The organism is Enorma sp. (assembly GCF_982429025.1).
In genome coordinates, this window is the sequence record NZ_CEWCAA010000067.1 from 1 (window position 1) to 8,883 (window position 8,883).

The 8,883-nt window shown below is 63.8% G+C and carries 8 protein-coding genes; 5 read left to right on the forward strand and 3 right to left on the reverse strand.

Annotated features, from left to right (window positions below; translation table 11 throughout):
• The 3 genes from AC1VS5_RS08985 to AC1VS5_RS08995 all read right to left on the reverse strand — a co-directional run.
• Positions 1-902 (reverse strand): diphosphate--fructose-6-phosphate 1-phosphotransferase (locus AC1VS5_RS08985; RefSeq protein ID WP_481218411.1); only part of this gene is annotated, 902 nt, incomplete at its 3' end.
• 3 nt (positions 903-905) lie between these two features.
• Complete coding sequence (locus AC1VS5_RS08990; protein ID WP_087186715.1) at positions 906-2,060, reverse strand: class II fructose-bisphosphate aldolase; 1,155 nt, start codon at positions 2,058-2,060, stop codon at positions 906-908.
• Between the two features lie 44 nt (positions 2,061-2,104).
• Positions 2,105-3,175: a LacI family DNA-binding transcriptional regulator gene (locus AC1VS5_RS08995; protein WP_019129196.1), complete on the reverse strand. Its 1,071-nt coding sequence runs from the start codon at positions 3,173-3,175 to the stop codon at positions 2,105-2,107.
• 390 nt (positions 3,176-3,565) lie between these two features.
• Between AC1VS5_RS08995 and AC1VS5_RS09000 the strand changes: the two genes are divergently transcribed.
• The 5 genes from AC1VS5_RS09000 (at position 3,566) to nagA (ending at position 8,535) form a co-directional block, all read left to right on the forward strand.
• Positions 3,566-4,345 carry an ABC transporter permease gene (locus tag AC1VS5_RS09000; RefSeq protein ID WP_019129195.1) on the forward strand — a complete coding sequence of 260 codons (780 nt, stop codon included), beginning with the start codon at positions 3,566-3,568 and terminating at the stop codon, positions 4,343-4,345.
• Positions 4,321-5,112 (forward strand): ABC transporter ATP-binding protein, encoded by a 792-nt coding sequence (locus AC1VS5_RS09005; protein WP_019129194.1) that lies wholly within the window; start codon positions 4,321-4,323, stop codon positions 5,110-5,112. The genes AC1VS5_RS09000 and AC1VS5_RS09005 overlap by 25 nt, the downstream gene beginning before the upstream one ends.
• A 100-nt stretch (positions 5,113-5,212) precedes the next feature.
• Positions 5,213-6,286, forward strand: coding sequence for an ABC transporter substrate-binding protein (locus AC1VS5_RS09010; protein WP_303214370.1), 1,074 nt, complete (start codon positions 5,213-5,215; stop codon positions 6,284-6,286).
• 204 nt (positions 6,287-6,490) lie between these two features.
• A complete protein-coding gene (locus AC1VS5_RS09015) occupies positions 6,491-7,312 on the forward strand; it encodes a sugar phosphate isomerase family (RefSeq protein WP_019129192.1) in 822 nt (273 codons plus the stop codon).
• Between the two features lie 62 nt (positions 7,313-7,374).
• A complete protein-coding gene (gene nagA, locus AC1VS5_RS09020; RefSeq protein WP_481218412.1) occupies positions 7,375-8,535 on the forward strand; it encodes an N-acetylglucosamine-6-phosphate deacetylase in 1,161 nt (386 codons plus the stop codon).
• The last annotated feature ends 348 nt before the right edge of the window (positions 8,536-8,883 follow it).

Genomic DNA, 8,883 nt, shown 5'->3' on the forward strand with positions numbered 1-8,883 from the left:
TCAACGTCAACTTGGCTGCGAAGCGCAACCGATGCGCGGCCGAGCAGGCCCGGCTTCTCCGAGCGGGCCTTGTAGCCGAGCTTCGCCACGATAAGGTTCGCAAGGTGCGACGACACATCACCGAAGTACGTCTCGCGCTCGACCTCCATGATGGGGTCGACGATGGGGCTGCCCGCCGCGTCATGCAGGCCCTCGCTCGCCACGATGACGCCGCCGCGCTTGGTGTCGATCAAGCGCTGGCAGTCCGCGAGAAACGCCTCCTCGTCAAACGCGCGCTCCGGCATGTAGATGAGGTCGGGGCCGCCCTGACCGCAAGCATCGGCGAGCGAGCTCGCTGCCGCAACCCAACCGGCGGACCGGCCCATGACCTCAACCACCACGAGGTGGATGGGCATGCTGTGTACGTCCGCGCACACTTCGCCAACGCTTTGCGCCACATAGCGGGCGGCACTGCCGTAGCCCGGCGCGTGGTCGATCTCGGCGATGTCGTTGTCCATGGTCTTGGGCACGCCGATCACCTGAATGTCGGCTCCCGCCTCGTCGATGGCCTCTTGGAGCAGCGCGCACGTATTCATGGTGCCGTTGCCGCCCGTGGGCATGACGATATCGATACCGTTCTTGATGAGGAGCTCCACCATGGCCGGATAGTGGCCGGCGAGCGCGTCGCGGCCCGTGCCGATGGCAGAGCCTGGCGCGTCGCGCAGGCGCACGAGCTCGCTATCGGGCATGGCGCCCAGATCGATGAGGGTGCCGTTCACGAGGCCAGAGGGGCCGCCATGCGCGCCGTAGATGTGCGCGATCTCGCCATGGAGCTTGCCTTCTGCCACGATGCCATAGAGCGAGGCGTTGATGACCGCGGTCGGGCCTCCGCCGTGCATGACGAGGATGTTCTTGCCTGCCATAAGCTACCGACCTTCCTTCGCGTAGCGCTCCGCCATCTCGTCGAGCGTGGCGATCTTGACCAACGGCGCCTTGCCGTAGCTGCCGAATTGCACGATGAGCGTTCCGACGGCCTCCTTGACGCCCGCCTCGATGGCGGCGACGAGCTTCTCCTGCGCCTCGTCGGCAACGGTGCCGTACATGACGAGGTCGTACACCGGCGGCAGGAAGGCGCGCGGGTCGAACTGCTCGCGCTTCTCATCGAGCAGCTGCCACACACCTGCAAGCGAGCTCTCCTTGAGCTCGGGCTCGCGCTCAAAGAGCTCGCGCATGTTGCGCGTCACGGCGAGACGGATGTCCGTATCGACGTTGATCTTGTTGATACCGGCGGGGATGGCCTCCAGAAGCTCGGCGACAGGGATGCCGTGCGCCTCGCCGATCTGGCCTCCCAGCTCGTTGATCTCGCGCACGATGTACTGCGGCACCGTAGAGGAGCCGTGGCTCACGAGCGCGCAATCGAGGTCCTCGTGCGCCAGGCACTCGCGGATGGCGATGGGAATCTCGCGGCGCAGCTTGACGTTCTTGCCCTTGGAGGCGCCGTGCATGGTGCCATAGGAGATGGCGAGCGCGTCAACGCCGGTGTCACGCACGAACTCCACCGCCGAGAGCGGGTTGGTATAGGTGGACGATGCCGCGAACACATGGTCCTCCACGCCGGCGAGCACGCCGAGCTCGCCCTCGACGGAGACGCCACGGGCGTGCGCGTACTTCACGACCTCGCGCGTGAGCTCCTTGTTCTCTTCAAACGGCAGCGAAGAGCCGTCGATCATGACCGACGTATAACCGCCCGCGATGGCAGCCTTCACGCTCTCCATGTCGCGCCCGTGGTCGAGGTGGAGCACCACGGGTACGGGCGAATGCTCGCCATAGAGCTTGACAGCGTCACCGATGTTCTTCGCGCCCCGGATCTTGTCCTCGACGGTACCGTTCGCGAAGTCTGCCCGGCCCCCCATGAAGGCGTTGGCGAGGTCCGCCCCCTGCAAGATCACGGGGCTGCGGAACATCTCGTGCACCTCGATGGCGGCCTTGGCCTGGCACACCGCGTTGACGTTGAACGCCCCCTGCGCGTAGCCATGGCGCCGGGCGGCGTCGAGAACGGGTTTGAGCGGAACGAGTGGCATAGAAATCAGGCTCCTTTGCATCCAGCCGGCGGCGCCGGCGCGTTTCAGTAGATATCCTCCCCATAAGCACCTCGCGTGCCATCGAGCACGTTCGTGAGGTGCAGGAGGCGGGCGCTCGAGGGCTTGCCGTCGATAAGCGAGAGAAGCTCATCGGCGCACGCCACACCGGCGTCGAAGTTGGGCAGGCGAACGCAGAGGTCGGGGTAGAAATTGCTCTCGCCGTTGTTCGCGAGCTCCGCCGTCACGATCCCCCGCTCGCGGCAGCGGTAGCGGATGGGCTCGGTCCACCCCGACCAGCTCGCGATGACCGCGTCGCCTCGCTCGAGCCCGCCGACAGCCTCGCGGAGCGCCCGGGCGAAGGAAGCCGTGAGCTCGTCACCCTCGGGCGTAGCGCCTATCGAGTAGCGGAGGTCCCATGTATCGAGGTTATCCAGCGTGATGGGAACCGTAAGCTCAATAAGCTCGGTCTCGGGGCTGTTCTTCAGGGCAACGGAAAGGCCCTCGACGCGCTGGCGCTCCTGGGGAGCGTCGATATCGGGCGCGATGTAGAGGAGCCGGCGCGGCGCCGACGCGAGCACGCGCTCGGCAAGGAGCCGGGCACCGCCCCGGTAGTCGAAATCGACCGTGCTATACGCGCTCGCACGCTCGACACAGTCGTAGGCAACGAACGGAACGCGCTCGCGCTCGATCACCTCGACGCTCTCCGCGCTAGGCCCAACGTTATCCTTGCCGAGGAAGATGATTCCATCGACACGGCCCTCAAGATAGGCGATGAGATAGTCGCTCAATCCGCCCTTCTTGACCTTATTAGTGCACAGCAGCAAGTTATAGCCGATATCCTCGAGCCTGCTCTGGATACCGCGGATGGTCTGCGAGAAGCGCGGGACGGCGAGGTTCTTCTTGGCCACCACGCCCACGCACTGCGAGCGACGGGCGCGCAGGGTGCGCGCCGCGCTATTGGGCACATAACTCAGCTCGCGCGCGGCCTTGAGCACGCGCTCGCGCGTCTCGGGAGCAATCTTTTGGCCTGGGGTGTCGTTGAGAACATACGAGACCGTCGCCGTGGTGACACCGGCGGCGGTGGCGATGTCCTTGAGCGTAACGCGCTTGCCCATGCACCCTCCCGTATCTCGTGGCCGACGTATAAAACGAGCGAACGAGCAGCATTATCGCGGTATCGTTCAACTTATACGTTTAAGTTAACACAAAAGCGCAGGCCACACGCGAGAATCACACCTTTCTTTCCAATATACCGCTGAGCGGCGTAAACCGACCGTTTATAGAATATCCCCTCGCATGATTTAAGGTTCATTTTAAGCATATCTACCTGCTGTTTAATGTGTCTGAAACGTTCTTTTGCGGGATTTGAGCGCCAATCTTTTCCTGTTTTTCCCATCGCATCATGACTAATATTCTAGGTGTGTTCGGTCATTGCTCTACTTATACGTTTAAGTTGTGGTCATGAGCAACCACGCCTTACCACGCTGAGAAAGGAGCCCTTCGACATGCAGGAAAAGAAGAAACCGATCTGGGCGAAGATACCCAACGCCGTTTGGGTGCTCATCTCATTCGCCTGCGCGATCGCGTTATGGCTCGTCGCCTCGAGCCAGCTGCCCGCCGTCTTCGCGCCGCCGGCCGAGGTGGGGGCCGCGTTTGTGAGCAAGCTCGAGAGCGGCATCTTGCTCGAGCACGTCTGGGCATCGCTGTCGCGCGTGCTCATCGGCTTCGGGCTCGCGTTCATCACGTCCATCCCCGTCGCCTTCCTCATGGCATGGTACGACCCGATCCGCCACATCGTTGAACCGTGGATTCAGTTCGTGCGCAACATCCCGCCCCTGGCCTACGTCTTCCTGCTCATCGCTTGGCTCGGCATTGGCAACGAGAGCAAGATCGCGGTCATCTTCATCGCGTCCTTCCTCGTTCAGGTGGTAACCATCTACCAGGGCATCAAGGGCGTCGACACCACGCTCATCAAGGCTGCCCGCGTGCTCGGCGCCAAGCAGACCGACATCTTCTTCAAGGTGACCATCCCCGCCACCACGCCCTTCATCCTCGTGGCGGCGCGCCTCGGCCTGTCCACCTCGCTCACCACGCTCATGGCCTCCGAAATCGTCGGCGGCGACCGCGGCCTCGGCATGATGATCCAGCAGGCCAGCGGTTACTACCAGATGGATACGGTGCTGCTCGGCATCATCATGCTCGGCATCATCGGCATCTGCTTTGAGAAGATCGTTCGATTCCTCGAAAGGAGGTTCACCGGATGGCAGGAAACGGTTCAGCAGTAAAGGTCCACATCGACCATGTGGTGAAGAAGTTCCAGACTCGCAAGGGTGAGATGGTGGCCCTGAATGGCGTCGACCTCGACATCCACGAGAATGAGTTCATCACCGTCGTGGGTCCCTCCGGCTGCGGCAAGTCCACGCTCTTGAACATCATCGGCGGCCTCGAGACGCCCACCGAGGGCCAGGTTACGGTCGACGGCAAGCCGGTGGATGGGCCGAGCCCGGAGCGCGGTATCGTCTTCCAGCAGTACGCGCTCTTTCCGTGGCTCACGGTTATCAAGAACGTCATGTTCGGCCTGAAGCTTCAGGGTAAATCGAAGGAAGAAGCCGAGGAGATCGCCCACCGCTATCTCAAGATGGTCGACCTTGAGGACTTCGCCAACCACTATCCGAAGGAGCTCTCGGGCGGCATGAAGCAGCGCGTGGCCATCGCGCGCGCCTATGCCACCAACCCCCAGGTGCTCCTTATGGACGAGCCCTTCGGCGCACTCGACGCGCAGACGCGCACCCAGCTTCAGCAGGAGCTCATCGAGACCTGGGAGAAGGAGCGCAAGACCTGCTTCTTCATCACCCACGACGTGGAAGAGGCCATCATCTTGGGTCAGCGCTGCGTGATCATGAGCGCGCGCCCGGGCCGCGTGAAGGACATCATCGACATCGATATCCCCTATCCGCGCGACCAGGCCACGAAGATGACGCCCCGCTTCCTCGAGCTCAAGAACGAGATCTGGAGCCAGGTCTACCAGGAGTACCTGTCGGTTCGTAAATAACGGGCGCCTCGGGCGGCCGCCTGAGGCGCCGCCCAGCTCTCAAGTGGGAAAAGCGCACCGTCCCGCACGGTGCGAGGTTGAACAAGAGAAGGAGAAGATCATGTCCAACCTGAACGATATCAACATCACCCGTCGCAGCATGCTCGCCGGTCTCGGCGGACTCGGCCTTATGGCCGCCGGCCTCGCCGGCTGCAGCGGCAGCAACACGCCCGCTGGCAGCACCCAGGGCAGCGCCGCCACCGGCGGCTCGTCCTACGATCCCGTGACGCTCCGCGTTGCCTTCATGCCCAACCTCGGCTCCGCCGGCACGCTCTTCGCTGCCATCGACCAGGGCTATTTCGATGAGGTAGGCATCACCGTCGAGACCGCTCAGTTCCAGGGCGGCCCGGCCGAGATCACGGCCATGCAGTCCGGCGACATCGACATCGCCCAGATCGGGCACGGCGCGCACACGCTGTGCATCTCCGGCGACGCCGTTGTCTTCGCCTTCGACCAGCTCTCCCAGGCCGACGCCGTCGTGGTCGACAAGACCAAGGTCCCCACGGCCGCTGACCTCAAGGGCAAGACCGTAGGCGTCTCCACCGGCACCTCCTCCGAGATCATCCTCGGCCTCGTGCTGCGTGACGCCGGCCTCACCGAAGACGACATCACCAAGGTTGAGATGGACGTCTCCGGCATGACCACGGCCCTCATCTCCGGCCAGATCGACGCCGCCGCCACCTGGTCGCCCAACACCGTGACCATCCAGGAGCAGCTGGGCGACAACTACCTCGTCCTCGGCACCAACACCGACTACTCCGACGAGGTCGCCTTCCCCGGCAGCTACGTGTGCCTGCCCGAGTACGCCGACGAGAACGCCGAGGTGCTCGCTCGCTTCGGTGCCGCCATCGCCAAGGGCCATGTGTATCGCGCTGAGCACATCGAGGACGTCGCCAAGCTCCTCGCTTCCGAGCTCGACCTTCCCGAGGAGACCCTCCTGCAGTCCACGGGCGAGGGCGACTGGCAGGGCGCCGTCGACTGCCAGGGCGACACCGACACCATTTTGGGCTACTACCAGGCCCAGCAGCAGGTCTTCCTCGACGCCGGCACCGTCACCGAGGAGGTTCCGGTAGAGAACTACGTGAAGACCGACATCATGGACGAGGCCAACACCATCTTCGAGGAGATCAAGTAGCCTCTCCCGCAGGATCAACCTGTGTAGTCTAACGAGCAGCCGGGCCCTGCGCGAGCAGCGTCCGGCTGTCTAGCATTATGGGAATACCTGCGGCGAATGGAAGGCATGCGAGAAACGGCCATGGGCATCTTCACCCGGGCATCCTCCTCGCCACGTTTCCGGCAACTCACGCGAATCGTTCGTCGCGACGTGAAAGGACGAAACATGAAGCACGATTACTACCGCATCTCGGCCGAGGAGCTTGGCCAGGGGGCACGCGTGCCCCTTCTCAAGCTGGGCGACTCCGGCGAGGTGTTCTACCAGATGGCCCTCGAGATGGTGACCGAGATCGAGCGCAAGAACGCTCTTGGCGAGAAGACCGTCTTCATCTGCCCGGTTGGCCCCGTGGGGCAGTACCCCATCTTCGTGCGCCTCGTCAACGAGCGCCAGCTCTCGCTCAAGTCTTGCTGGTTCATCAACATGGACGAGTATCTCACCGACGATGGCGCATGGATCGACGAGTCCGACCCGTTGTCGTTCCGCGGCTTCATGAACCGTGAGGTGTACGGCAAGATCGATCCGGAGCTCCTTATGCCTGCTGAGCAGCGGGTGTTCCCCGATCCCACGGACCTGGAGCGCATCCCCGCGCTCATCGAGGAGCTGGGAGGCGTCGATATCGCCTTCGGCGGCATCGGCATCACCGGGCACCTTGCCTTCAACGAGCCCGACGAAAGCCTCACGCCCGACGAGTTCGCTGCCCTCCGCACGCGCACGCTCGATATTCACCCCGAGACGCGTGCCACGAACTGCATCGCAGACATGGGCGGCTCCCTCGAGGACTTCCCGCGTCGCTGCGTGACCATCGGCATGCACGAGATCCTGGGCGCCCGCAAGGTGCGCCTGGGCGTGTTCCGCGACTGGCACCGCGCCGTGGTGCGCCGGGCCGCATACGGAGCGGTCACCGCCGGGTTCCCCGCGACGCTGCTGCAGAACCATCCCGATGCGCTCATCTATGTGAACGCGAACGCGGCGCAGCGGGCATACTAACCGTCTAACATAGCGGGCCCGGGGCCATCCCGAGGCCCGCTGTCTGCGAGAAGGGAGACCTTATGGACTCTTCGCTCTACATTAAGGGCGCAACGGTGGTCCTGCCGACCGGCAGCACGCGCTGCGACGTCGTCGTGGAGAACGGCCGCATCACCGGCCTACCTCGTTCATATGCGAATCTCCGTGAATTGCCCGAGCTCGACGCCGAGGGCATGACCGTACTGCCCGGCTTCATCGACATTCATACGCACGGCGCTGCCAACGTCGACGTGAACGCCGCCGATGAAGAGGGCCTACGAACCATCGGCCGGTTCTTCGCCAGCCAGGGCGTGACCGGCTGGCTCTGCTCGGTGCTCACCGACACGCCCGAGCAAACGCTCTGGTGCATGGAGCAGGCGAAGCGCGTCATCGAGGGCGGCCCCTATGATGGCGCCGCGCTTCTGGGCATCCATCTCGAGGGACCCTGCCTCTCGAGCGAATACAAGGGCGCCATGCCCGAGCACCTGCTGATGCACACCGCAAGCATCGATCTGTTCCGTGAGTACCAGGACGCGTCGGGCGGGCACGTGCGCTACACGACCCTCGCCCCCGAGATTCCCGGCGTCGAGGAGCTCATCCCCGAACTCAACGCCCTGGGCATCACCTGCGCGATCGGGCACAGCGGCGCCGGGTACGACCAGTCCATGGCCTGCGTGCGCGCCGGTGCGGCGAGCGCGACCCATCTGGGCAACGCCATGCGCCTCTTCCATCAGCATGACCCCGCGATCTGGGGCGTCGCCATCGAGAGCGACCTGTACGTCGAGGCCATCTGCGACGGACGCCACCTGCATCCCGGCAGCGTGCGACTGTATCTGAAGTCGAAGGGATGGGACCGCGTGGTGGCCATCACCGACTCCATCATGGCTGCAGGCCTCCCGGACGGCAACTACAAGCTCGGTGTAAACGATGTCGTGGTTGAGGACGGCGACGCCAAGCTCGCCTCCACCGGTGTGCGTGCGGGCTCCACACTCACGCTCGCGCAGGCGCTGCGCAACATCGTGAAGTTCGCCGATACAGACGTCGAGCATGCCGTGCGCCTCATGACGAAGAATCCGGCAACGCTCATCGGCTTTGCCGCCAAGGGCCAGATCGCCTGCGGCTATGACGCAGACCTCACGATCGTCGACTCCGACCTGGAGGTCGCGCGCACCATCGTGGGCGGCCGAACGGTGTACGAGCGCTAAGGCTTTCCACCTGACCGGGGCCCCGGGTTGCTTCTTCGCTGGTCCTCGCGATTCAGCAAAGCTGAATCGCTGCGGAAGCGCTCAGAAGCAACCCTGGGCCCCTTCGCTCGGTTGCGAGCGGCGCTCGCAACCATCGGCCTTGAATGAGTATTTGAATGCATTGTTGTTCGGGCCCGCAACTCCAAGCAACCCGTCAGGCTAAAGCCCCGGTCCCCCACCCGGCGCGGCGTATCTCCTCGCAGGCCCAACCATTTTCCGGCAATGGCCGAGCCCTCAGGCACGCCGCCCTCTATCCTCTGGCGCAGTTCCGCAGCAAAAAAAGGCCCAGGGGGCCTTTTTTGCGAGGAC

Coding starts and splice junctions, on each gene's coding strand:
- AC1VS5_RS09010 (WP_303214370.1), top strand. CDS start 5,213: ATGTCCAACCTGAACGATATCAACATCACCCGTCGCAGCATGCTCGCC.
- AC1VS5_RS09000 (WP_019129195.1), top strand. CDS start 3,566: ATGCAGGAAAAGAAGAAACCGATCTGGGCGAAGATACCCAACGCCGTT.
- AC1VS5_RS08995 (WP_019129196.1), bottom strand. CDS start 3,175: ATGGGCAAGCGCGTTACGCTCAAGGACATCGCCACCGCCGCCGGTGTC.
- AC1VS5_RS09015 (WP_019129192.1), top strand. CDS start 6,491: ATGAAGCACGATTACTACCGCATCTCGGCCGAGGAGCTTGGCCAGGGG.
- AC1VS5_RS09005 (WP_019129194.1), top strand. CDS start 4,321: ATGGCAGGAAACGGTTCAGCAGTAAAGGTCCACATCGACCATGTGGTG.
- AC1VS5_RS08990 (WP_087186715.1), bottom strand. CDS start 2,060: ATGCCACTCGTTCCGCTCAAACCCGTTCTCGACGCCGCCCGGCGCCAT.
- nagA (WP_481218412.1), top strand. CDS start 7,375: ATGGACTCTTCGCTCTACATTAAGGGCGCAACGGTGGTCCTGCCGACC.